General features: G+C 34.0%; 25 protein-coding genes. 12 read left to right on the top strand and 13 right to left on the bottom strand.

All coding sequences use genetic code 11. The annotated features are described in order from the left end of the window. Nucleotides 1-76: 76 nt before the first annotated feature. Nucleotides 77-577: a DUF1579 domain-containing protein gene (locus AC07XU_RS04540; RefSeq protein WP_494942432.1), complete on the bottom strand. Its 501-nt coding sequence runs from the start codon at nucleotides 575-577 to the stop codon at nucleotides 77-79. A gap of 89 nt (nucleotides 578-666) precedes the next feature. Between AC07XU_RS04540 and AC07XU_RS04535 the strand changes: the two genes are divergently transcribed. Beyond that, nucleotides 667-1,233, top strand: a complete 567-nt coding sequence (locus AC07XU_RS04535; protein ID WP_494942431.1) for a thiamine pyrophosphokinase — start codon at nucleotides 667-669, stop codon at nucleotides 1,231-1,233. A gap of 3 nt (nucleotides 1,234-1,236) precedes the next feature. Further along, the gene (locus AC07XU_RS04530) at nucleotides 1,237-1,734 is read left to right on the top strand and encodes a GNAT family N-acetyltransferase (RefSeq protein WP_494942430.1); all 498 of its coding nucleotides are present in this window, start codon (nucleotides 1,237-1,239) and stop codon (nucleotides 1,732-1,734) included. Between the two features lie 67 nt (nucleotides 1,735-1,801). Here the strand turns inward: AC07XU_RS04530 and AC07XU_RS04525 are convergent, their stop codons facing one another. The 3 genes from AC07XU_RS04525 to AC07XU_RS04515 all read right to left on the bottom strand — a co-directional run bounded on the left by AC07XU_RS04525 (nucleotide 1,802) and on the right by AC07XU_RS04515 (nucleotide 6,274). Continuing rightward, entirely contained in the window at nucleotides 1,802-3,115 is a 1,314-nt protein-coding gene (locus AC07XU_RS04525; protein ID WP_494942429.1) for a M20/M25/M40 family metallo-hydrolase, read from the bottom strand. A 39-nt stretch (nucleotides 3,116-3,154) separates the two neighbouring features. Further along, nucleotides 3,155-4,984: a M61 family metallopeptidase gene (locus tag AC07XU_RS04520; RefSeq protein WP_494942428.1), complete on the bottom strand. Its 1,830-nt coding sequence runs from the start codon at nucleotides 4,982-4,984 to the stop codon at nucleotides 3,155-3,157. 180 nt (nucleotides 4,985-5,164) lie between these two features. Beyond that, nucleotides 5,165-6,274 carry a DUF4407 domain-containing protein gene (locus tag AC07XU_RS04515; RefSeq protein ID WP_494942427.1) on the bottom strand — a complete coding sequence of 370 codons (1,110 nt, stop codon included), beginning with the start codon at nucleotides 6,272-6,274 and terminating at the stop codon, nucleotides 5,165-5,167. 513 nt (nucleotides 6,275-6,787) lie between these two features. Between AC07XU_RS04515 and AC07XU_RS04510 the strand changes: the two genes are divergently transcribed. Both AC07XU_RS04510 and AC07XU_RS04505 read left to right on the top strand, forming a co-directional pair. Continuing rightward, a complete protein-coding gene (locus AC07XU_RS04510; protein WP_136838965.1) occupies nucleotides 6,788-7,105 on the top strand; it encodes a rhodanese-like domain-containing protein in 318 nt (105 codons plus the stop codon). Nucleotides 7,106-7,190: 85 nt separating this feature from the next. Beyond that, a complete protein-coding gene (locus AC07XU_RS04505) occupies nucleotides 7,191-7,376 on the top strand; it encodes a DUF6358 family protein (RefSeq protein WP_494942426.1) in 186 nt (61 codons plus the stop codon). Nucleotides 7,377-7,444: 68 nt separating this feature from the next. Here AC07XU_RS04505 and AC07XU_RS04500 read toward each other — a convergent pair whose 3' ends face one another. Next, on the bottom strand, nucleotides 7,445-7,738 hold the full coding sequence (locus AC07XU_RS04500; RefSeq protein WP_494942425.1) for a helix-turn-helix transcriptional regulator: 294 nt from the start codon (nucleotides 7,736-7,738) through the stop codon (nucleotides 7,445-7,447). A gap of 440 nt (nucleotides 7,739-8,178) precedes the next feature. Between AC07XU_RS04500 and AC07XU_RS04495 the strand changes: the two genes are divergently transcribed. The 5 genes from AC07XU_RS04495 (at nucleotide 8,179) to AC07XU_RS04475 (ending at nucleotide 12,382) form a co-directional block, all read left to right on the top strand. Then, on the top strand, nucleotides 8,179-8,355 hold the full coding sequence (locus AC07XU_RS04495; RefSeq protein WP_494942424.1) for a hypothetical protein: 177 nt from the start codon (nucleotides 8,179-8,181) through the stop codon (nucleotides 8,353-8,355). A gap of 17 nt (nucleotides 8,356-8,372) precedes the next feature. Further along, nucleotides 8,373-8,585: a hypothetical protein gene (locus tag AC07XU_RS04490; RefSeq protein WP_494942423.1), complete on the top strand. Its 213-nt coding sequence runs from the start codon at nucleotides 8,373-8,375 to the stop codon at nucleotides 8,583-8,585. Nucleotides 8,586-8,879: 294 nt separating this feature from the next. Continuing rightward, nucleotides 8,880-9,455, top strand: coding sequence for a hypothetical protein (locus AC07XU_RS04485; RefSeq protein WP_494942422.1), 576 nt, complete (start codon nucleotides 8,880-8,882; stop codon nucleotides 9,453-9,455). Nucleotide 9,456: 1 nt separating this feature from the next. Further along, entirely contained in the window at nucleotides 9,457-9,981 is a 525-nt protein-coding gene (locus tag AC07XU_RS04480; protein WP_494942421.1) for a peroxiredoxin family protein, read from the top strand. A 235-nt stretch (nucleotides 9,982-10,216) separates the two neighbouring features. After that, nucleotides 10,217-12,382 carry a peptidase domain-containing ABC transporter gene (locus AC07XU_RS04475; protein WP_494942420.1) on the top strand — a complete coding sequence of 722 codons (2,166 nt, stop codon included), beginning with the start codon at nucleotides 10,217-10,219 and terminating at the stop codon, nucleotides 12,380-12,382. A 9-nt stretch (nucleotides 12,383-12,391) separates the two neighbouring features. Here AC07XU_RS04475 and AC07XU_RS04470 read toward each other — a convergent pair whose 3' ends face one another. Continuing rightward, a complete protein-coding gene (locus AC07XU_RS04470; RefSeq protein ID WP_494942419.1) occupies nucleotides 12,392-13,420 on the bottom strand; it encodes a dipeptide epimerase in 1,029 nt (342 codons plus the stop codon). Nucleotides 13,421-13,490: 70 nt separating this feature from the next. Here AC07XU_RS04470 and AC07XU_RS04465 point away from each other — a divergent pair, with 70 nt between their 5' ends. Then, on the top strand, nucleotides 13,491-14,624 hold the full coding sequence (locus AC07XU_RS04465) for a hypothetical protein (protein WP_494942418.1): 1,134 nt from the start codon (nucleotides 13,491-13,493) through the stop codon (nucleotides 14,622-14,624). A gap of 174 nt (nucleotides 14,625-14,798) precedes the next feature. Here AC07XU_RS04465 and AC07XU_RS04460 read toward each other — a convergent pair whose 3' ends face one another. Then, a complete protein-coding gene (locus tag AC07XU_RS04460; protein WP_494942417.1) occupies nucleotides 14,799-15,626 on the bottom strand; it encodes a hypothetical protein in 828 nt (275 codons plus the stop codon). 164 nt (nucleotides 15,627-15,790) lie between these two features. Between AC07XU_RS04460 and AC07XU_RS04455 the strand changes: the two genes are divergently transcribed. Further along, a complete protein-coding gene (locus tag AC07XU_RS04455) occupies nucleotides 15,791-16,759 on the top strand; it encodes a hypothetical protein (RefSeq protein ID WP_494942416.1) in 969 nt (322 codons plus the stop codon). Here the strand turns inward: AC07XU_RS04455 and AC07XU_RS04450 are convergent. The 4 genes from AC07XU_RS04450 to AC07XU_RS04435 are packed head-to-tail and all read right to left on the bottom strand — an operon-like array spanning nucleotide 16,742 to nucleotide 20,573. Continuing rightward, nucleotides 16,742-17,356, bottom strand: coding sequence for a rhomboid family intramembrane serine protease (locus tag AC07XU_RS04450; protein ID WP_494942991.1), 615 nt, complete (start codon nucleotides 17,354-17,356; stop codon nucleotides 16,742-16,744). The genes AC07XU_RS04455 and AC07XU_RS04450 overlap by 18 nt on opposite strands. A gap of 4 nt (nucleotides 17,357-17,360) precedes the next feature. Further along, nucleotides 17,361-19,103 carry a M14 family metallopeptidase gene (locus AC07XU_RS04445; RefSeq protein ID WP_494942415.1) on the bottom strand — a complete coding sequence of 581 codons (1,743 nt, stop codon included), beginning with the start codon at nucleotides 19,101-19,103 and terminating at the stop codon, nucleotides 17,361-17,363. A 57-nt stretch (nucleotides 19,104-19,160) separates the two neighbouring features. Next, a complete protein-coding gene (locus AC07XU_RS04440) occupies nucleotides 19,161-19,838 on the bottom strand; it encodes a putative outer membrane beta-barrel protein (RefSeq protein WP_494942414.1) in 678 nt (225 codons plus the stop codon). 9 nt (nucleotides 19,839-19,847) lie between these two features. Continuing rightward, entirely contained in the window at nucleotides 19,848-20,573 is a 726-nt protein-coding gene (locus tag AC07XU_RS04435) for a hypothetical protein (RefSeq protein WP_494942413.1), read from the bottom strand. Nucleotides 20,574-20,647: 74 nt separating this feature from the next. On the opposite strand from AC07XU_RS04435, the gene pepT reads away from it, so the two are divergent. Further along, nucleotides 20,648-21,901, top strand: a complete 1,254-nt coding sequence (gene pepT, locus AC07XU_RS04430) for a peptidase T (RefSeq protein WP_494942412.1) — start codon at nucleotides 20,648-20,650, stop codon at nucleotides 21,899-21,901. Nucleotides 21,902-21,999: 98 nt separating this feature from the next. Here the strand turns inward: pepT and AC07XU_RS04425 are convergent, their stop codons facing one another. Then, nucleotides 22,000-22,689, bottom strand: a complete 690-nt coding sequence (locus AC07XU_RS04425) for a class I SAM-dependent methyltransferase (RefSeq protein ID WP_494942411.1) — start codon at nucleotides 22,687-22,689, stop codon at nucleotides 22,000-22,002. A 21-nt stretch (nucleotides 22,690-22,710) separates the two neighbouring features. After that, a complete protein-coding gene (locus AC07XU_RS04420; RefSeq protein ID WP_494942410.1) occupies nucleotides 22,711-23,571 on the bottom strand; it encodes a mechanosensitive ion channel family protein in 861 nt (286 codons plus the stop codon). Nucleotides 23,572-23,634: the final 63 nt, after the last annotated feature.

The following is a 23,634-nucleotide window of genomic DNA, read 5'->3' as shown; positions in this document are numbered from 1 at the left end:
TCTCTTATTAAATTACTTAGAAAAGTACTTGTTGAGGCTTGGTTAAAGCTCTAAAAGCTGATTAAGCGATGAGCAATTATAGCTTCACCCTGTGAAAAATTGTTTCTGTTGCTTTTGCTTCTTCACCTTCTGGCGAAATATTAAATGCGGTAATGATAAACTGGTCTGGATTGATAATCTCTAATTCGGTTCTCCAACCCCAAGGCTCGCCTATTCCTATCCAACCATAAGCTCCGGTTACCGTAAATCCATTTTTAGTTTCTTGGCCCTCACTATGCATAATTGCTGTGCCCATATGAAAGCTATCTACCCAACTGCATTGGCATTTTTCGTTACCCAAATCATAAGCCCAAGTCATTACACCTTGGTATGGTTTACCATTTAGGGTACTTTGGTATTCGTAATTAATAAATCTTCCTTCCAATAGTTCGGTTATTTTTGCCTGCATTGGTGCTTCATCAGCCAATACATCTTTTTCAAACCAGGTCGAAGTTTTACCTTCCCAGTTACCAACTAAATTTATCAATCGTAAGTGTTGCCCACTTTCTTTACTAATTTCGAATTTACTTTTGCTCATCAATACTAAATTACATAATTTATTTAATTATATATTTATGCATAGCTTTAAAATTGGCTACTATTCAAAACTTAAATTATCTTCGCTCCATGTCTTCACATCATATAGTTAGAGAAAAACAAGAGCCAGCGTTATACATTCATCAATTAGGTAATTTTGATGAAGAATATTTAGGCCAACTTTTAGAGTGGAGCCCAACTTTAATTGTAGCGGCAAGTCAGTACGAAAAAGTAATTTCTATGGGTTTAAAGGTTGATATTGTTTTTGGTAACGATGAAAATCTCATTATTCAAGAAAACACAAAGTGGATGTTCGCACCTATGGAAAGTTTACCCACTGTTGTAAAATATCTTATTTCAGAAAAATATCCGGCAGTAAATATCATTAGTGCAGAAAATAAATTTGATGATTTAGCAGGCTTTTTAAATCAGATTAATATTGTTTTATTTACAGAGACTGAGAAAAGTTATGCGGTAAAAAAAGATTTTAGTGTATGGAAACCAGAAGGATCTATCTTTAAAATCGATATTGTTTCTTACTTTGAAACCGATAATTTAAAGCAAATCGATAATGGCGATTTTGTTGTGATTAAAGATGGTTTTGTGAGTTTCGATTTTATGGTAGATTACCTGTTTTTATCTGAACCATTGCACTAAATTATGATAGTATTAAGAAAAGCCAAAGAAGCCGATATGCAAATCATAACCGATTTAGCAGAACGCATTTGGCCACAAACCTACAGCGATTATATTAGCGAAGCACAGTTGCGCTACATGTTAGACTTAATGTACAACAAGGCAGAACTGTTATCGCAATTGCAAAAAGGTTATAATTTTATAATTGCTGATGACGGTAAAAAAGATGTCGGCTTTGCTTGTTCATCGTTAGTAGTGCCCGAAACTTCAACTTATAAATTACATAAATTATACGTTTTACCTCAAATGCATGGTAAAGGTGTTGGTAAAATATTGATTAACGAAGTTAAAAATTTATGCGTTCGCAATGGCGGAAAATTTTTACAGCTTAACGTAAATAGAAATAATAAGGCAGCCGAATTTTACAAAAAAATAGGTTTTTATATCAAAGAAACCGTTGAGGTGAATATCGGCAACGGTTTCTTTATGAATGATTATGTAATGGAACTAGAAATTAGCTAACTAGTTGTTCCATGCCAAAATCTATACTTTATTTTTAATATATAGCTTTTGTCTATAACAGAATGTTTTATTGTCTTGGTGCTAATTTTGGGATGCGAGATGGAGTATCAATTCCTTTAACAATACTAACCGCACTTTTAGCAATTGCCGTAATGGTTGATAAAATATTCTCTACATCTAAAGTTTTATATTCGTCTGTTACTTGGTGGTAATGCGGATCTACGTCAATTTGATCTGTACTAATGGTATGTGCCGGAACACCCAAAGCAGCTAGAGTTGCATTATCACTTCTGTAAAATAACTGCTCTTTAATATAAGGATCTGGATGGAAGGTAAATTCAGTTCCTTCTAAATTTTTCTGTAAAATTTTACCGAAATCAGATTTGTCATAACCAGTTATGAAAGCTGTGTTTTTGCCGAATTTACTGTCTTTACCAATCATTTCGATATTAAACATGGCTACCACATCATCAGGATTTAACTGTTGTGAGAAATATTGTGAACCATATCCGCCAACTTCTTCAGCTGTAAAAGCTACAAAAATTAAAGTACGTTCATTGTTGTTGGCTTTCTTGTAATATTTAGCTAAAGCAATCATAGCAGATGTTCCTGAGGCATCATCATCAGCGCCATTCATAATGCTGTCTCCATTTTTAGCCTGAACTATGCCCATATGATCATAATGACCAGAAAACACCACCAGTTCTTTGGCTTTAGATTTACCTGGAATAATGCCTGCCACGTTAAACAAAGGCATTTGAACAACTTCGTTTTTTAAATCTACCTTAAAATCTTTAGCAACGTTATCTTTATCGAGTACAAAAACTAACGCACTTTGCTTAGCAGCATTTAAATCCTTTTCATCAACTGGTCTGCTAGTTTGGCCTTGTAAACGTTTAAAAATATCTACAAATTTCACATCAACCAAAATCAGTTGCTTCTTGCCACTTCTGCTAATGGTTCTATATTGGCTCATAAAATCTTTTTCAGGATCTAACTTAATCCAGCCATCACTATTAGTTTGATCAAAAGAAAGTTCTTTGGTATTGTTTCCTATAACTGCTATGTTTTCTTTAGCTATAGCTTGCCCATCAATAGTAACAGAAACTGTAGTTGGTTTCAATTGATATTTATAAAAAGTTTGGCGATATCCAGCTGAACCCGTTAATGGTTTTAAGCCAATCTGTTTAAATTCGTTTTCTATAAATGTTGCAGCTTTATCAATACCTGGCGTAAACGTTCTACGGCCTTGCATTTCATCGCCAGCTAAAGTTTTAATCAAATGATCTACGTAATCTTTGGTGATAATTTTATTAATGTCTTGCGCATTTGCAACGCTTGCTACAAAAAGCACAAGAAGTGTGTAAATTGTTTTTTTCATCTTATTCTGTGTTTAAGCCCTTTTGCGGGTTTTGTTTGGTTATTTAAGCTGTGAGTTTAGCCAATTATCTCTAAAACTCTGCATTTCGGGAGTTAATTTGCCACCAGTTTTTTCAATAGATACAATTTCTAATGCAGGGTTTTCTGCTAAAGTAAGTTTAGTATTTTTTTGTGAACCGTAATAAGTATAGGTAATATCTATCACATCGCCAGGGTTGTGTGCATCTGTAATTTTAGTTAAAGCTGCTTGGTCTTTAATTTCAATTCCATCTACAGTTAGCAAAATATGATCAATGTCTAAACCTGCGTTATAAGCAGGTGTTCCTTTTAAGGTGGTACCTAAAGTTGCTTTTCCATCTTCAAAACTCACTCTTCCAAATCCAGTAAATGCCTTACCAGGATTAGCTTTTCTTAAAACATAACCAGCGTTTAGCAATAATTTCGCGTAATCATTTTTAGCCGTTCCGTGGACATAGTTTTTAAAGAAATCTGCAGCGAATGCTTCATTATTTGTTACTTGAGCTAAAACCTTCTCCAAATCTTGCATGGTGTAGGCAATTTCAGGTCTGCCATGAGCCTTCCATAAAGCTTTCATGTAATCATCAAGTGTTAGCTTAAATTCTGCTCGTAGGCGTAAATCTAATGCCAACGCTACCGATGCGCCATAAGTATAGTAAGAAGTAAAAATGTTGGCTTTGTTAGTTTGGTCTATTGCCACTCCAGCATCGGCAAAAACAGCATACTGACTAGCCTGAATTGGCGAAAAATTCTTCGCCCCTGGCGACGTTAATACCGTATTGATGATTCCGTTGAAAGTTTGTGCGGCATTATCATGAGTTCTAAAACCTGCCCTAGTTAATAAGAGATTACCATAATATTGGGTAAAACCTTCGGCTAGCCACAAACCATCACTAATGTTCGAATGTTCAAAATTAAAAGGTTCCAAAGTTTTTGGCCTTAATCTTTCTACATTCCAAGCATGGAAAAACTCATGAGAAAAAGTGCCTAACAAACCCGATTCATAACCTGCAATTTTTGGTGTACGCTGTACAATTACAGTAGAGTTTCTATGCTCCATACCGTCGCCAGCATATTGAGGTAAAACATCATGTAAAAAATAATAATTGCCATTGTCAAATTTTGGTAGTTCACCCCAAACAGCTTCCTGCTCGGCAACAACTTTTTTAAGCATTGTTGCATAATTATCTATGGTGTTTTGGTCGTCATTAGAGTGAGAAACCAAATGGATGGTTTGTATTTTTCCATCAGCTGATTTTACCTCCCAGCTGGCAGTTTTGTAAGCCGAAATTTCAGTAGGGCTATCCATAAAGTATTGCAAATTTGGTGCAGCATAAACTCCATTAGCTTCTGGTTTTAACTGTGTAGCCACTTTCCAATTCTGCTTCTCATCAAAAATAAATTTCACCTTTCTAGCTCGGTTATCCCAACCAATTGGATAGATAAAAGTTGCCGGCATATTCATGTGGGCATGTGTTTCATCAAAACCAGCATAAGTGCCATCAATCCAATTACCAAAAAGTGTGTAGGTGATGCTAACGCTTACCCCATGATTAGCGATTGTGTATTCATCGCCAGCTGGCTGAGTAAATTTTAGTTCTTTACCACTGCCATCAAAGGCTTTAAGATTGTAAACGTTTTTACCAAACTCATGCGTGGCATATCTACCTGGTGATGAACGGCTCATTCTTATCTTTAATGGGCCACTTGGCACATCTCTTAAAAGCATGGTTATTTCTGCTTCGTGATGTACGGCATTAGGGAAACTTACTTCGTAGTAAACGGCGTTTTGTTGTGCTGAAATGGCAACTGATGAGATTAAAAAGCCTAAACAGAGTATAAATTTTTTCATCAAACTAAATTTGCCTTTAAGTTAAGGCTATTGAGCTAAAAAATAGAATTGTGTAAGAATTATTACTGTTTACACGATTTCGCATCGTAATTATTTTCACTTAATTCATTAACCACAAAGGCAGAAAGACCACGAAATTACGCATTCAAAATCGATTAATATCGGCTAAATATCAAAGAGTTATTCTTCATTTAATTCTCTACGAGCCTTGTTTCTGATCTGCTCTTTTCGCTTTTCTATTTCAGTACCAACTCTAGTTTCGTGAATGCCATCCGCAACTTCAATTTCAAAATCTTTATCCTTGCCAGAGAGGTGAACTTGTGTGGTTTCTACATTTTCAACCGCATAATCATACGGACCTCTACTGCTCATTAGTTTTACAAAAACAGGCAAACACTCAAAAAAGATAAATAGTAAACCTATAAAGGTAACTGCTATAGCCGTATTGTTATCTCTACTTCCGTCAACGTTGTAACTGAGTTGACCCAAAGCCCAATTTCTGTCAGCAAAACCCGCAATACTGCTTAAACTATCCAATTGTTTGCTGGTATACAGTTTTTCTGTCATTAAGCCATCAAACTGTTTTCTCCCGTCAACAAATGCTTCCATTCTTCGTACATCTTTAGTCAAAGTATCTAAATTTTGTTCGCGTTGTTTAAGTTCCGCTTCCTTTCTTTTAGCATAAGGGCCATAACCCATCACTCCCGAAGTTTCATTTGTTTTATTTCCAAAAATTTCGAAATTAAGTTTCTGTCTATCAGCTTTAATGGCAGCAGCTAATGAATCTCTTTCGGCTTTGGCAGTATTAAGTTTAGTAATTTCTATGGTGTATTTTTTGCCGAAAGCCTTGTTTAAAGTATCAATTTTAGAACGTTGCCCGTTCAAGTAGCTCACATTTAAACGCTCTTTAATTTCCTTATCAAAAATTTTCAACTCTAATGGTCGGGATATAACCATTCCAATCATGATAGCCAGTAAGATTCGTGGTGTAGCTTGCCAAAATTGCTTGTTTGTAGAGGCGTTTTTATTGATACTGGATACAATATATCTATCCATATTAAAAATGGCCAAGCCCCAAATAATGCCGAAGAATAAAGCAAATAACCAAGCAAAATCTCCACCCTTAAACACAAAATACATGGCATAACCGCCAGATAAAGCAGCAAATAAACCAGTAAAAAATATGGTAGCGCCAATACCAAAGTATTTATTGTGTTCAGTTGGGTGTTTCTCTAAAGTTTCAAGGTGTACTCCAGAGCAAAACCAAAAAAAGCGGGAGATATTATTCATTTGCAGGGATTAATGTTGTAATTAGATAGTCTATTGCTAAAATTGTTACAATGCTAATTTACTCCGTTTTATTGAGCTATTAGGTTAATGTGAATAATTCAAGAGCTTATTTTTTAAAAAATGACCGTATGGTAGAAGGTGGCAGCCTTGGTCCCGCTCTTCTCTTCAATCTTTTTTATGGTTTATGCTAGTCATTAGGTAATTTTAGACGACACTGTTAAAATTTACCGGATGATTCTCTTGGGTAACAAAAAAGTATTTCCGTTTCGATCGGGTTTAAAATGAACGTACTGTAGTCTAAATATCAAACATACTACTAATCCCAAAGGTAAAAGCCAATGGGATTTTGAATTTTAGACTTTCGTAAGACTATACCTTGTTATTCATTTTTGTACATTTGAAAAAATATTAAATCATGAACCGACATAATTTAAGTAATCAATAAATTTCTAAAATGATTATTTAATTTATCAAAGGCTCCATATTTCCATATAGCAAGTAAAACAAACCAATATGAAAGAGATTTCGGTACAAGAACTAAAACAGAAAATAGATAACAAAGAAGATTTTCAATTGATTGATGTTAGAGAAACTTTCGAGTACGAAACCTCTAACTTAGATGGATTAAACATCCCTTTGGGTGGTATTTTAATTGAAACTGATAAAATTGCTACAGACAAACCTGTAATTGTACAATGCCGTAGCGGCAAACGTAGTGCTGCTGCCATTATGCAGTTAGAGCAATTACACGGTTTTGATAACTTATACAATTTAAAAGGTGGTATTTTGGCTTGGCAAGAAGCTTATGACCCAAATATGCCAGTTTATTAATTTTGAATGAGAGAATTTTGAATGATGGAATAGGCAAAACGCATAAATTCACTCATTCAAAATTCAATCCTTCTATCATTTTTATATGAAGAAAAAGATATTTTTGAACGTACTTTTTAATTTGGGTATTATCCTTTGTATAATTGGTATTGGTTGGGCTTACAACAACAATAGTCCTTTAGTTGTTGCCTTTTTTGCCGCAGCTTTAGTTGCCTTTGCTTATGTAAAAATACAGCTGATAAAAAGTTTGAACAAGGATTTTAAGAAGTAGGTTGTTCAAACAAATCTTTTTCCGTGGTCTGTGTGCCACAGAATACAAAAAAGTAAATAGTAATTTATCTACTCTTCACCATCCTCATCAGTTTGGGTATTAATAAGCTGTTTAACTGCATTTACTAATCCCTCATCACTACCTTTCTCATGTATCTCATATATCAATTGTATCATTACCCTCATAGGTAATTCAAATAACAGACACAATTGATATAATTTTTCTAAATCTACACTTACCCTGCCATTTTCTATATTAGCCAATGTTGCTGTGGTAATGTTTAATTTGTCTGCCACAAAATTTTGAGTATAGCCCAAATGCTGCCTTATGGCTTTAATAACTTTTCCGGTAGCTGTTTTCATAAAATAGGTTGTTTAGCTAAAATAGCTAAATATTGCGATTTACAATTTTGGCGCTATTAAAAACGGCGTGATTGAGGATAAAAAACATACTTTTTAACCTCAATTTACGGTGATATTGGCTCAGTTTTAAAACTCTTTCCATATTTTATAAATTTTTCTTGCAAATAATATTGGCGTTGTATTTAACTACATAGAAAAAAATAAACCAAAATTTAAAATATTTTCTATTAACGAGGGGGGGGGGGTAAACTATTAAGCAAATAATTTATTGCTGTAAATAAATACGCTTTTTCTAATTTTTTACCCTAAAAAAAATGTAGGGCAGTTTTTTATTTTTTTTAAAAAACCGCCATTATTTTTGGTTTAATGTTTGGCCTAACAGCAAGAGGTTGCCGAAAATCTTTAAAAGAGTAGGTGAAATTTTTAAATATTTAAAAACTATGAAAACTTTAGATTTAAAACAAATGGAAGTGATTGAGGGAGGGAAGCCATGTTCACATGAGCAAGTATTCTTCTTAATTGGTTTTGGAGCTGCTTTAACCATTGCAACTGGTGGTGTTGGGGCATGGATAATGGCCTCATCTTTATACGCGTGTGCTTTAAAAGAAAATAGTTAAACTTAAAGCGGAATTTTATGAGAAATATAACAATACAACAAATGGAAGAGCTCCAAGGTGGTAGTAAATTTACGGCCTTTTGTGCGGGCTTTGGAGTTGGTCAGGCCAGTATATGGGCTGCGGTAAAAATTGGTTTAATTGCAGCACCCGCTGTAGGTGTCGGGATGGCTACAGTAGTGGGTTTAATTGATATTGCGTGTGCTGTTGCAACAATTGATGAGTTTTTTTAAATGAAAAAATATATTAATACTGGGTTATTAGTGATATGCATTTTATTAATTATTATTGATTTAACAGATTATTTTAAAACACCGAAGTATGTAATGGCCATATACATGCTAATTTTAGCCTATATATGTTTTGATACTTATGTATTTAACAAAAAGAACAAGTAATTATAAAGACTGTTAAATCAGTCTTTATAATTACTCACCATAAATATTATGCTAAATCAGTTTAAGGCTTATTCATTGTTATGGCTATTTATTACCTATAGTCTTTTTTCTATATGCGTTTCATACTTAATGCAATCATTAATATTGAGTGATAGTGTATATTACAATAGTTATGCTGAGCAATTAAGTTACGATAGAATTGAAAAAATGATTGAAGGTCAAAGTAAATATGCCTGGGTGGGTTATTCAATTATTCCATTAATTTCTGCCATAAAATTCTTTTTGGTTGCCTGTTGCCTAATGGTAGGCTCCATGTTTTTTGATATTAAACTTAAATTTAGCGAGACTTTTAAAATAGCTTTATTAGCTGATGCGGTTTTTTTTGTACCTATGCTCATTAAAGTTTTTTGGTTTTTAGTGATACAAAAAGATTATGTACTGCAAGATATACAACTATTTAGCCCGCTTTCTATGCTCAATATTTTTGATATTAAAACTTTGGGGCTATTGTGGTTTTATCCGCTACAAACTATTAATGTTTTCGAGTTGCTTTATATCTTCTCATTAGGTTATTGGGCATACCAATTTGGCGCAAAAAGTTTCGAAAAAGGCTTAAATATGGTATTTGCAAGTTATATACCTGGCCTAGTAATTTGGATAATCTTGGTAATGTTTGTTACACTTAATTTAAACCCAGCTGCTTAGTATGAAGAAACGAATTATCTTTCTGAAATTGCTGGTTTTTATAATAACCATTTTTACAGGATATGTGGTATACAAAATTGTTAAAACGAAAAAGCAAAATAACGCTGTTGCTGTTACCAAACAAACCTTACCCAATTTTACCTTTTACAATTTAGATAGCATTGCTACAACTAATAGTTTCATCGCAAAAGATAACCCAGTTTGTATTTTTTATTTTAATGCAGACTGTGAGTATTGCCAATACGAAGCAGTAGAAATAAACAAGAATATTAAATTATTTAAGAACACGCCTATCGTAATGGTTAGTTTTAATACCATTAAAGAGATCAAGAAATTTCAAAAAGAATACAACCTCAACTATCCAAATATTACTTTTTTACAAGACCCTAAATACGAGTTTAAAAATTGGTTTGGTAAAACAAGTGTGCCAGCCGTTTTTATTTACAATGCACAGCACAAATTGGTAAAAGAGTACCATGGCGAAACTAAAATAGAAGCAATACTAAATAGCCTCTCTCTCCAATAAATCAGTGACAAATCCTTCATCTCCTCAAGAGTTGATAAGATGGTTTTTCTAAATGGTCGTTACCCTGAATTTATTTCAGGGTCTTTCTTGCTTGAAGATGCTGAAATAAATTCAGCAGGACGAGTCGCATAAGATTGTAAATAATTCTTCAATAACTACAAACTATTTAAAAGCAAGAACAAGAAAACTCTTTTTTGTCTTATGTGCTTTTTGCGGTTTAAAAACAAAATTAATTATGCTCAATCTATCTAAATTAAAAAAAACCTTCACGTTACAGCAAGACCAGTCTGATTGTGGCGTAGCTTGTTTGCTTTCGTTAACACAGTATTATGGCGGCATAAATACACTAGAAAAACTACGTGAATTAAGCGGAACAAACATTACAGGCACAACTCTTTTGGGCTTATATCAATGCGCTAATAAAATTGGTTTTACAGCAGAGGCCTTTGAAGCAGATATGCCTAACCTTAAAGCATTAAATGAACCGTGTGTTTTACATGTTTTAGTTGAAGAAAGCCTTCAACATTATGTGGTTTGTTACGGATACGATGCTTATCTTGGGGTATTTATTATTGGTGATCCTGCAAAAGGATTAACCCAACTCAAAGAAACCGAACTAGACAAAATTTGGCAAAGCAAAACATTACTTCAACTCATACCAAATGAAAGTTTTGAGCATAAAAAACAGCAAACTAACAGCAAATGGTTATGGTTTAAGGGCTTAATCAAAGATGATATCAATATTTTAACCATTACCATGGTATTGGGCATATTGGCTACGGTGTTAAATTTAGCTACGGCCATATTCTCACAAAAGCTCATAGATAAAATATTGCCATCTGGTAACCAACAAAAACTAATAACCAGCTTAGTTTTATTGTTTTTTGTATTGTTAATTAGAGCTGGTTTAAGTTTTATAAGGCAACATTTTCTTTTACTGCAAAGCAAAGATTTTAACAATAGAATAGTGGGTAGTTTTTTTAAAGCCTTGGTACATTTGCCTAAATCTTTTTTCGATACCCGCAAAACAGGGGATATGATTACCAGAATGAATGATACGGCTCGTATTCAAAAAAACATCGCCTATATTTCGGGTTCGGTATTTATAGATATTATCATTTTATTAACTACTTCGTTTTTCTTGATAAACTATTCACTAACCATTGCACTCATTACATTTGCTTTTATTCCTGTAGTTGTATTGATTATTTTAAGTTATACCAAACCCATCAAAAAACACCAAGCGGCAGTTATGGCGGCAAGTGCTGTAAACGAGAGTAATTACATAGATACCATTAACGGCATTATGGTAATTAAGGCACATAGCCAAGAAGATTTGTTTACCAACAAAATAAATACGGTTTATGGCACTTTGCAAAATCAAAGTTTTGCATTAGGTAAATTAGGTAATCGTTTTGCTATAACCACAGATGTAATTAGTTTAGTTTTAAGTTTAGTGCTAATTACGGCAGCCTCTTTTATGGTGCTAAATAAACAATTAAAGGTTGGCGAGATGATGGCCATTATTTCTTTGGCTGGCTCATTGATTCCTGCAGTAGCGAGATTAAGTCAAATTAATTTACAATTGCAAGAAGCCAAAGTTGCCTTTGATAGGATGTACGATTTTACATCTATTAAACCAGAATTTGAAGCGAAAGAAATTACACCATTAGATTTTAAAAAATTGAATGTTAAAAATATTTCCTTCCGCTTTGCGGGAAGAAAACCGGTTTTACAAGACATTAATTTTGAGTTAGCCAAAGGCGAAATGATTGCTATTTTAGGAGAAAGTGGATGTGGTAAAAGTACTACGATGGCAATATTAGAAAAATTTTACCAAGCAGAACATGGAGAAATTTTGGTAAATGGTATATCAATTGAAAATATTTATACCCCAACTTGGCGGAACATTTTAGCTACTGTATCACAAGAAATAAAACTGTTTAATGGCACTTTGCTAGATAATATTGCCATAGGAAATACACAAGAAGAAATTTTAGCTATTGTAGATTTTTGCAATGCGAATGGTTTTAACAAATACTTTGAAGCTTTGCCACAAGGTTATTTTACTTTAGTTGGCGAAGAAGGAATAAACCTTTCTGGTGGACAAAAACAATTGGTGGCTTTAGCCAGGGCATTATACCGCAAGCCTCAAGTTTTGTTATTAGATGAAGCTACCGCTTCAATGGATAGAAATACAGAACGGTTTATCTTGCAATTGCTAAACCAATTGAAAAATGAAATGGCAATTGTGTTAATTACGCACAAAATGCAAACTGCTAAAATTGCTGATAGAATTTACGTAATTGAAGATGGAAAGATTACAGCAAATGGCACACCTTCAAAATTATTAGAAACAGATAACTTTTTCAGTCAGTTAGTTGCTGATGCTGTGGTTTAATTAATAATTCTACCCAAACAAGCCCTCACCCCCAACCAAGCCCAAACCCGGCAAATCGTTTAAAACATGCTTCCCATCTTCAAATATTGGCTGCTCAAAAGGATTATTAACCGTTAAAAATGGGCCATCTAAATCTGCCCAATCGCAAAGTGGCGCTAACGCTGCACCGGCTAAAGTAGCAATAGAAGTTTCGCTCATGCAGCCAATTAAAACCTTCATACCAAAGCTACGTGCTTTCAAAATCATTTGGTGTGCTTCGTACATGCCTGCACTTTTCATCAGCTTAATGTTAATACCATGGTAAGCGCCTTTTAGCGTTTCCATATCGCCAATTCTTTGTACGGCTTCGTCGGCAATAATGGGTATCGGACTGCGTTCGGTTAGCCAAGCATTGCCATCCAAATTGTTTTTATCCATTGGTTGTTCAATCAGTAACACACCTTGATCGTGCAGCCAATAACACATTTCAATGGCCTGTTTTCTATCGCTCCAGCCTTGGTTGGCATCAACATATAAAGGTAAATCGCTTACGCTGCGAATGGTTTGGATCAACTCTTTATCATTATCTCTACCCAATTTAATTTTTAACACTTTAAAACCTTTTGCATCGGCAACTTTTTCTTTTAAAACTTCAGGCGTATCAATCCCTAAAGTGTAAGAAGTAATGGGCATTTTGTTTTTATCGGCGCCATAAATTAAAGCACAAGTTTGATTTAAGATTTTGCCATTTAAATCGTTTAAAGCTATATCAATAGCTGCTTTTACTGCCGGATTTCCTTTTTCAATCTCATCTAAATACGCATGAATTTCAGCAAAATCAAACGGATGTTGAAACCTGTTAAAATCTACTTTGGCTAAAAAGGCTGCTGCGGTTGCTTGGCTCTCGCCCATGTAAGGAACCATGCTCGCTTCGCCATAACCTGTAAAACCTTCGTAATCCAGTTTTATCAGCAATAATGGAGTACTTGTTCTGGTAAATTTCGCTATCGAAAATGGGTGTTTTAATTCTAATTCAAACTGCTTGCAACTTATTTTCATTGTTTATCGTCTAATCATTAAAGGGTTTCACAACCTTAGGTTATATTTGTTCATCTAAACGCCAATAGCCATGAAAACTATCTCAAGATTACGGTATTTTCTTTATTTATCCATACTAATTGTTGGATGTACCACTGGAAAAAATGCTTTGCAAAAAGGCAACTACGATTTATCTGTATTTAAAGCCATCGATCGTTTAAAAAATGCTCCGAAAAATGAGGAAGCATTATACGTTTTGCCAATTGCATACGATTTAGCTTTAAAGGAGCATTTGCGTAAAATTGATGAAGCTAAATTATCATCAGACGTTTTAAGATGGGAGACTGTTTTGGGGCATTACCAAAAGATTAATCAATTAAGTGATGAGGTGAACAGCTCGCCTGTGGCATTGGGATTGATTAAAAATCCACCAAAATACATCAACGAAGTTGAAGATACCAAATTTAAAGCAGCTGAGGTTCGTTATGCATTAGGGGTTAATCAGCTTAATGAAAATAATCGAGTTAGCGCTAAAAATGCTTATTACAATTTCGAAAAAGCACAATATTTTTATCCTGCCTATAAAGATGTTAACCAAAAATTAGATGAAGCTTATTGGGCGGCTGTTGTGAAAGTTGTGGTACAGCCAGTTAGGGTAAATAGCAGTTATTACCAATTGAGTAACCAATATTTTCAGGATCAGGTTGCTCAGTTTATGAAAAATTACCAGCAAAATCGTTTTGTGATTTTCTACTCAGAACAACAAGCAAATGCACAAAAAGTAAATCCAGATCAAATTTTAAGATTAAACTTTGAAGATTTTATTGTGGGACAAACCTATGTTAAAGAACGTGTAGAGAAAATTAAACGCGACAGTGTGGTAATTGGCGAAACCAGATCCAAAGCTAAAATTTACGGAACTGTTACTGCTACGTTAAGTATTTTCGATAAACAGGTTTCATCGTCTGGTTTATTAGCAATGACTATTTTTGATAACCAAACTCAGAGAATCATCCGCCAACAAAATATACCAGGCACTTATATTTGGCAAGATAGCTGGGCCAATTACCGTGGTGATGAAAGAGCGTTAACCAACCAACAGTTGCAAATGACTAGAAGAAGAGAAATTGCACCGCCACCACCAGCAACTTTATTTGTAGAATTTACCAAGCCTATATATTCACAGTTGGTAAATGAGATCAGTAATTTTTACAATAGGTATTAGGGTTCTTATCATTCTGGGTAGATTGTCATTCTGAGCTTGCGAAGAATCTCCTTGTTAAGTGCTCATTGAGATTCCTCGTTCCTCGGAATGACAAATTTTTTTATCAATAACCAAAAACCTTTTTACTTCCTGTTGATTTTCTCAAAATCTATGTAATATTGGTCGAAAGAAGTTTTATTTCCAATAAGTAATTTTTTTCTCAATCTGAGTTTTAAGATCCATCATTTTTTTGCCTTTTGGATCATAAGTTACATTAAACACTTTTTGCTTAATCCAATTCCCATTATCATCATATTGATATTCAAATTCTTTATAATTGATTATGCCACTACTTAATTTTGTTTTTGCTGAAATAATATTTCCATCATATTTAAAATTAGGCTCAGGATATTTATAAGCATTTCTAAAATTTATATTTGCTGTATCTTTATTAACTAGTGACCCATCGTTGTTAAATACGCTAACGATAACTTTATTTTTGTCTAAGAGATATTCTGCTTTCTCACTGCCAAAGAAATATTCTTTCGGTTCATAAAGTTTTAGCTCAATAGGTAAACCTTGTTCATTGTTCTTAATTAATAATTCTGAAAGAACAGCTCCATATTTGTTCAATTGTTGAAGCTTATAAAGACCTTTATCATCATAAAAATAAACAGTCTTTAATTTGTTGGTTGGATTTTTTGGATTTTTCTCTACGATATTACTTTCAAGTAAAACTCTTTTAACTGTATCAAATCTGTAATTTACTGTTGATGAAATCGAACCGTCATCTCTTAAAAAGGTTTTTGACAATGGCAAAGCATATTGATCAAAACTTGTTATTGTTTTTTGAACTGATGTCTCGCCTGATTGATAATAAGAAGTGTTTGTTTCTTTTATTTGCTTGGGCTTACCTTTAAAATAAATCATATTCTCATGCAAATACAGCAAAGATTTTATGGTTTGCGCCCTTAATGAAAGATGAAATGATAATGTGCAAATTAGTAGGATGATAAATTTCATAAGGGCAATTAGGTTACTTTTTGAATGTAAAAACAGTCTATTGGATTAACGCTTTTAATAATTAAAATTAAAAATTTTAATTAAATAGCTAACGATTATAATCCAAAAGTTAAAATTTCTACCGTAAACTCTTAACAAAAATTTATTCACTAATATTGCAGCAAATGAGTACAGCTGTATACAATCCTTTCAAAAATTTCGATTTTAAGAACGACAAATGCTTTTTAAGTGGTGATACTTTTTCATCGCCTTTGGCAACGGTTAATGTTTTGCCCGATTGGTTATTGAGTATGGCTAATTTAACTGGCGATGAAAAAATCCAATTATTGGACGAGACAATAAGAACCTATAGAAGTTTAGTTGTGCCTTGTAGCGCCAAAGTTTATGATGAATTTGTTTCGCCATTAGAAGATAAAATTGCTTTAGCTTTTGGTAAAGGTTATGCTGGTGTTTCGGCTTTGCCAGAAGTTGATTTATTTAATTGGATTGGTAAACTGATGTATAGCTTTTTATATATCGAAATGCAGGGAGCTATTCGTTTACAGCAATTAAGTGGCGATGGAATGAACATGTCGCAAGGTTTGATGCACAAATTTGGCAACTTACACACCATGTTGCAAAGTATTTACCGCAAAGTAGTTTTAGAAGATTTTACGGCTTGGTCTATCGTTGTTTTGCCATTAGAAAATGAAGAAACGGCATTTAGTTTTAGAGATGAAATTAACACCTTAACTTTCTCTCTAAAATTTAAAGATTTCGGGATTGTGGCTTGCTTGCAAGACAACGGAACAAACAAAAGATACCATCAAGAAATTTTGAACGCTATTAATGGCCAAAAACTTTCTGAACAGCAGTTCGAAGAAATTGCCGCTCGCTTTTTTTACTCGGCTTATTTATTTAATCGCTTACCAGAATATACAGTAATGCCAGTTGATGGCGTGATTTACATTGATGCCATGCCTCTGCAAGGCATGCAAAACAAACCTCTTTTTGATGCTTGGGCTCATAAAACTTATGGACAGGTTTTAGAAAATTTCTGGAAACCATGGGGACATACGCTTTTTGAAATCATTAAGGATCCAAGAGCACCAATGAGTTATTTTGAAAGTCCTTTTTTACCCGCCCAAGCCTAACTCACCCAAAAAATGTGGGATTATTCCGGGTGTTAAAATTAGCGTAATTACAATGCCAGATAATGCCCCAAAAAGGTGGGCATCGTGGTTAATGTTGTCTCTCGACTGTTTAGACATGTAGTAACAATAGATCAGGTATAAAACTCCATAAGCAATTGCCCATATTCCAAACGGGATCGGAAATATAATCAGTTTGCTTAATGGGAAAAACAAAATGTAGCTAAACACAACAGCACTAATTGCTCCAGAAGCTCCCAAACTATTATATCTAAAGTCTTCTTTGTGTTTTAATACCGATGGGATATCTGCTAAAACCATACTTGCAAAATATAGTAAGCCAAATTGCCAATGACCTAACAAGGTTTCTAGTTTAAAGGCAAAAGCTACAAAAGTAAACATGTTAAAAAATAGGTGCATCCAATCTGCATGAATTAGCCCGCTAGTAATAAATGTGTAGTATTTTTTGCCATTGGCTACAGAATAGGGATGTAGCATAAATTTGCCATAAAGCGAAGCATCATTAAAAGCATAGACACTCGTAATAATGGTAAATAAAAATATAATTGAAGCTACAGGAGTTTCATTTAAGTATTGCATCATATTATTTTAGGTTTAGTTTGGTGTTTTGCGTTAATCTCCCTATCGGATAACGCATGGTTGTTTTTTCGAAATAATCAGAGTTTTTATACACAAAATCTAATTGCATTCTGGCGCTTTTGGCAAGGTCTGGATTTTTTTGCTTTTCTGCATCAAGCTTTGCTTTTAACGATAGATCTTTTTTCAATAAATCTGCTCCAGTATCTTCAAAAACGTAATTAGAATAGCCTTCTTTCTGCCCCAAAATAGAATCGAAAAAGTTCCAATTAAAGAAAGAATCAACTGCTTGTGGTTCTAGTGTTTCTACAATGTATCTGTTCGCTGGCTGGTTAACATACACCACATAATCACCTTGGTAAAATTGAATATTTTGTGAAGTTGTAGTTAAATTAACTGCCGAGTGCTGGTAATGACCTTCGTAAGGGCGAGTGCTCGTTTTCAGATCTCCAATGTAATACATATCCAAGTCTAACTTAACATCAGACGCTAATTGATACATTTTTACATTGTTTAATTTTAGCAGAGCGATAACTTTATCCCAAGCTTTTGGTATAACATAGGCGATGGGTTTGCTAACAACTAAGCTAGGCTCAAAATTATTGTAATATTTAATGGTTTTAGTAAAAGGCTCACTTCTATCGTAATATAATCGGTTTAAGCCACTAATTTCACTTGGTTTATATTTTGCAGCATAACCTTTAAATTCAATGCTATCATAAACAGACCTGTCTAATTTCCAATCTATGGCAAACTCGTTTTTTTTAGCAGTATACTCATCCGCTTTGCGTTTATTTTCTCCAATAATTTTGGCATCTCTTGTTACAATATCCTTATAGGTAACTAGTAATTTATAGGTTGATGCTACACGTTGATCGAAACTTTTGAGCATATGTGTTTCTGGCATAAACCCGATGGTATTGTGCAATGCAGCATAACCAGTTGAATAGCGTGGATATTCAATAAAACCAGTAATTCCTGTTTCTGGTGTTTCGCCAATTGAGTTTACATAGGGTATCAATTCAAAACCTTTGGTTTTCATTTGGCTATACAAATCTGGCACCATTGTTTCTGTTAAATACTTCGCCAAAATTGGGTTCAGTTTATCTTTCTGGGTTGGTATTAAAGTCATGGTGTACTGATAGTCAGCGCCATTACTTGTGTGTGTATCTACAAAAATTTCTGGTTGCCAAGTATTAAATATTTGCTGAAAAGCTTCAGAATTTTTCGAATCAGTTTTAATAAAGTCTCTATTTAAATCGTAATTTTTGCTATTACCTCTAAAACCGTAAGCAATTGGCCCGTTTTGGTTGGCACGAGATGTGCCTGTGCGGTTATGACTGCCATCAATATTATAAACTGGTATAATGCAAATTACCACATTGTTGGGCAGCTCATTGGCCTTTAACAAATCTCTGGCAAACATCATACTTGCATCTATTCCTTCGGGTTCTCCCGGATGAATACCATTATTAATTAATAAAACTCTTTGGTCGGCTTTTTTTATAGATGTTGGATCAAAAACCCCGGTTTTAGAAAGTACTATTAAATGTAAAGGTTTGCCAAAGTCGGTGTTTCCATAGGTAAATAGTTTGGCCTGTTTCGGATAACTTTTTGCTAAACTTTCATAAAATTTAATTGCTTCGCTATATGTGGTAGTTTCTTTTTGATTGCTTACCTCATAAGGCGTTTGTTGAGCCCAAACATTTAAGGTAAAAAAAACTAATATGATTAGGGATAATCGCTTCATAGAATGACTTATTGAATAACGCCCTAAATTACTTTTTTTATTTAAAAACGATAGCAGTTATCTTCTTCTATCCAATCCAAACGGACCAAAGTGGTATTTTAATCCGGCAGAAGCAAATGTATACATGTCATTATGCTGAGAAGCTGAAGAAGCATAACCATCTAAACCTTCGCCAATTACAATGGTGTGTTGTAAATTTAAATTTAATGCTAAGCGATTGTGCCCCCATTGGTTAGGGAAATAGAAATTTATTCCGAAATTAAAAGGAACTAGGCTTTCGGTGCTTGAATCTGCCCCTGGGTAAAAATTATCACCATAATATCTCACATTAGAGATCTTGTTTTTAATGTATCCAAAGCCTACGCCAGTATATAATCCGCGGATATGATATAAAAAATCGTTTCTTAAATGATACGAGGTTAAAAATTCTCCCAGGGCAACTTTTACATTTGCTGAGCCGGCAATGTATGAGTTTATAAATTGTCTATTATTTGGATCAAAAGTAATACTGCCTCCTGCTAATTCTCCCTTTTGTCCTTCTAAACCGATAGAAACATAAGGAGTAATTAAATAATCTATGGTACCATATCCTGCAAATGCAAAAGTATTATCCTTTAAATCTGCAAAAGCAACAGCAGTTCCTGCTCCAGCGCCTATAGTAAACTTATAAAAGTTTGTTTGAGCATTTGCAGTTATACCTACGAGTGTAAATAAAATAAGCGTAATTTTTTTCAATTTACGATATTAATAAGTGAAAATTCTTTTTGAATAACCTGTTGGGCCAAAGTTGTATTTAACGCCAACAGATAAAAATGAATAAATATCTGGAGCCTTATTTTTGAAAACGGCCATTGGATCATCATAGCCATCTAAGCCCTCACCAAAAGTTAAATTACCTTGATAATTAACATTAAAAATATATCTCAATTGATCGTTGCCATCTTTAAAATAAAAGTTCATCCCTAAATTAACAGGCATTAATAAGTTTGTGCTTTTGTCATCTCCAGGAAATTCATATCCAAGTGGAGGATATTGTGCTTCGGTATTAGGTTTATAACGAACAATATATTTCATGTTGTTTTGTATTGCACCTAAACCCACACCAAAATATAGCCCTTTAATCACGTTCAAAAAGTTATTTCTCTCGTAATCAAAAAATTGCCCAATAGCCACCTTACCATTTAAGGTTAGCGCTTTAAAATTATTTTTAAATTGTCTGTTATGAGGGTTTGTTATAATATCGCCACCTTTAATTTGTCCGGCCTGAAACTCTAAACCTGCAGTAACAAATGCGGTAAGGTTATAATCTGCTGAAATATATCCTGCATAACTTTGGCTTTTTTCTCTTACATCAGCATAAGAAATTGTTGTGCCCAAACCAGCACCAACTCCAATTTTATAAAAATTTACTTGGCCAAAAGCAATTGTTGTTAGAGATATAAAAGAAAGAATAGCTAGTATTTTTTTCAAGTGCTTGTAATTTATACGTTTATGTACAAAAATATAATCTTTATTCCATTTTTTAAGTATTAATTTTGAAAACCATGAATACTTACACCAATAACAACTCAAAATTACAAGAACGTTTTATTAAATATGCTCAAATAGATACCCAGTCTGATGCAAGTTCTTCAAGTTGCCCATCAACCCAAAAACAAAAGAATTTGGGCAAAGAGTTGGTAGCAGAACTTTTGGAAATAGGTATTGCAGATGCACATATGGATGTAAATGGATATGTATACGCAACAATTCCTGCCAAAACAAATAAAGCTGTACCAGTAATTTGCTTTTGTTCTCATATGGATACCTCGCCAGATTGTAGTGGGGAAAATGTAAAACCGATTATTCATAAAAATTACCAAGGAGAGGATTTAGTTTTGCCAGATGACAATGCTGTAGTCATTAAATTAAAAGATCATAAAGATCTAATTCACCAAATAGGAAACGACATTATTACTGCAAGTGGAAAAACGCTTTTAGGTGCAGACAATAAAGCTGGAGTAGCCGAAATTATGGAGGCTGCAGCATTTTTAATGCAAAATCAATCTGTAAAACATGGTGAAATCAAAGTCTTATTTACTCCTGATGAAGAAATTGGACGAGGTGTGGATAAAGTAGACTTAAAAAAGCTTAATGCTGATTTTGCCTACACTATTGATGGTGAAACTTTAGGTTCAATTGAAGATGAAACTTTTTCTGCAGATGGTGTGCAACTGATTATCAATGGGGTAAGTGCGCATCCAGGTTTTGCAAAGGGTAAAATGGAAAGTGCAATTAAAGCATTGGCTGATATTTTATCTGCTTTGCCTAAAGATAAATTAACGCCAGAAGCAACTAGTGTCAAAGAAGGATTTATTCATCCGGTTGATATTAAAGGTAATGCCGAACAGGCCGAAGCACATTTTATCATTAGAGATTTTGATGATGAATTGTTAAAGGCACATACATCAACCTTAGAAAATGTGGTGAAAGAAGTGATGCATTCGTATCCAAATTCTACTTATCTGTTGAGTGTGCATGAACAATACCGTAACATGAAAAAAATGCTTGATCAGTATCCTCAAGTTGTGGCATATGGCTTTGAAGCAATAGAAAGAGCAGGTGTGCAGCCAATTAAAAGAAGCATAAGGGGTGGTACAGATGGTTCTCGATTATCTTTTATGGGACTGCCTTGTCCTAATGTTTTTGCTAGCGAGCATGCTTTTCATAGTAAACAAGAATGGGTTTCGGTGCAGGATATGGAAAAAGCTGTACAAACGATAATTAATATAGCTTGTATTTGGGAAGAAAAAGCTTAGTTTTTTATTTGTGCATTTCGCTATTCTGAGGTGTACATACAGTTATCGGTAGCATAGTCTAAGTATTTGGTTATGTCTCAGACTAGGCTAACTTTCTTTTAATCTATATTCAAAGTCAATTTCGCTAAATATTGATCTTCACCGTCTTCAAAAATAATTTCTAATTTCCAGCCGTTTTGATCGGCAATTAGAGCTAAGGTAGCTTGATCTAAATATAACCAATTGAACCAGCTACCTTTTTGGTTTTTGTACTCGTAACAATAACTTACTTCGCCAAAATACTGGTTTGTTGGTTTTTCTAAATCTTCGTATAAATAAGAAATATCTGATGTGTCAAAAATTAGCTGCCCTCCTGGATTAATCATTTCTTTGGCTTTTGTCAAAAAATCAGTAAAACCTTGTAAAGTTCCAGTTAGGCCAATTCCATTCATTAAGAATAATAACGTGTCGTATTTTTCTTTTAGTAAATAAATGTCTTGCTTGAAGGCTTTTTCAACGCCACGTTGTTTCATTATTTTTACCGCATCGGCGGAGATATCAATGGCGGTTACATCAAAACCAATTTCTTGCAAAAACAAAGCATGGCTACCAACACCTGCACCAACATCTAAAATTTTGCCGAAGCATAAACTAATAGCTTTATGTTCTAAAAAAGGCATTTCATCTTCGCCCCTAAAGAACAAGTCGATAGGCATTTCTTCTACTTCTCCGTATGAGTTGTGTAGCCACAAAACATCGGCTTTGCCAGTTTTATAAAAATCGCTAATGGCGTTTCCAAATGCATCCATTTGGTAAAGGTAAAAAATTGTTTATTGGGCAGATGAGCCAAAAAGATTTTTTTGAGACGGATTAATTTCCAAACGCGTTTTTGGTAAACTATCAGGGTAATTTTCTCTAATAAAAGCAATCATGTTTTCGCGAATATCGCAGCGTAAATCAAATGCTTGTCCAGAATTTCTTGCGCTCATTAGAAAACGCACTTCAACATTTAACTCTTTATTATCTGTAACCTGCACCACATTTACTCTTTTATCCCAAAGGGGATGAGCATTTAAAAGCCTAGTTAATTCATCCCGTAAAGGCGGAATAGGTAAGTTGTAATCTACATACAAAAACACAGTTCCCAATAATTCTGCAGAAACTCTGGTCCAATTCTGAAATGGTTTTTCAATAAAATAGGTAATTGGTAAAATTAATCTACGTTGATCCCAGATGCTTACCACCACATAGGTTAAGGAAATTTCTTCAACTCTGCCCCATTCACCTTCAACTACCAAAACGTCGTCAATTCTTATGGGCTGAGTAAAAGCAATTTGAAAGCCCGCCAGTAAGTTGGTTAAAGATTTTTGTGCAGCAAAGCCGATGATAATTCCGCCTATGCCAACACCTGTAAGTAAACCAGCGCCAATTTTTCGCATGCTTTCAAAACTGAGCAACACTATAGCCGTGGTTACCAACACAATCAGTACAATTACAAATTTTCTTAAAAATTGTAACTGTGTTCTTATTTTGCGTTCTCTTAAATTGTTTTCTTTGTTTAAATCATACTTATGCGCAACTATATCTTTTAAAACACCAATAGCCCCGATTAAAATTAAAGCAAAATTTATAGTTAATAAAACTTCTAGTAGCTTTAAAAATTGTAATCTTGAGCCTGTAGATATAAGCATATAATTGCTGGATATGCTCAAAAATAGAAGCGGAATAAAAAATCCAATCGGGCTACTTAAATG

The sequence above is a fragment of the Pedobacter sp. GW456-11-11-14-TSB4 genome (assembly GCF_059424425.1).
The sequence above is the reverse complement of the archived record's forward strand: the minus strand, read 5'-3'. Positions and strand labels throughout refer to the sequence as shown.